Annotated in this window: 1 protein-coding gene; it reads left to right on the top strand. The window is 32.7% G+C overall.

The features are described 5' to 3' along the window. The first annotated feature begins 390 nt into the window (after nt 1–390). Entirely contained in the window at nt 391–750 is a 360-nt protein-coding gene (locus BAZSYMA_RS02135) for a hypothetical protein (protein WP_090715141.1), read from the top strand. The last annotated feature ends 176 nt before the right edge of the window (nt 751–926 follow it).

The raw sequence follows: 926 nt of genomic DNA, 5'->3' as shown, positions 1-926 counted from the left end.
CACACAAACCCCAACTAGTACAATGATTTCAACCAAAAACAGTTTCACCCATTAGGTGAAAACCAAAGGCAACCAAGCCCCTCATTAACCAACCAAACTTGATGCGTTTACGAACATTTTAAACTACAAACTTGATACAACTAACGAACTTTTGACCTCTCGTATTGGGCTTATTACACTAGCGCATACTATCCAAGTATTGGATTTATCAAAAAGCTTTGCTTAGAGCGCTTAAAATAACAAAGAAATAAAAAATGACAAAAATTAAAAATTCAATGACAAAGCACTCAATAGGCTTACGAAGCTACGGCTTATGGCTAGAGTCTTGATTGTTTTTTTACTTCAGCGTACAATGCACGCTATGCAAAGATTATTATTTAGGAAATTATTATGAAATTTAACTTATTGAAGAATACTGGAAAAGCTTTAAAATTCGTAACTAAGCGCACTGAAACACCTTTACTCTCTAGTTATTTAAAAAATCAGTCTAGTCCTTTCTTGAAAGCCACTGGAAAAACTTTAGAACTCGTAACCAAGGATTCTTCAATTTCTAGTTATTTAAAAAATCATTCTAGTCCTGTATTAAAAGTCACTGGAAAAACTTTAAGTCTCATAGTCAATAATGGAACACCTGATTATTTAAACTCTTCTGATGATGATTGTTGGGATGATGAGGTTGATACAGGAAAAACTTATCAAAATGGACTTGATGGCGCTCAAAGAGTTTCTGGAAAGACTTTCTATCGCTAATTAATCTTTTTTAAATAAAACTTTATCTTACCCGTTAGGGCTTTCTTTTTTTTGGCTATGTTTTTTATCGCATCTGTGCTTCATGCTCAGATGCTATTAATAATCCATACTGGTAAAAAAATAATACACTAACCTAGTCTTTTCTTTATAGATTCGCTTACTTCTTTTCCAGATTC

The sequence above is a fragment of the Bathymodiolus azoricus thioautotrophic gill symbiont genome (assembly GCF_001298715.1).
Classification (GTDB): domain Bacteria; phylum Pseudomonadota; class Gammaproteobacteria; order PS1; family Pseudothioglobaceae; genus Thiodubiliella.
This window is presented reverse-complemented; position numbering and strand designations above follow the sequence as displayed.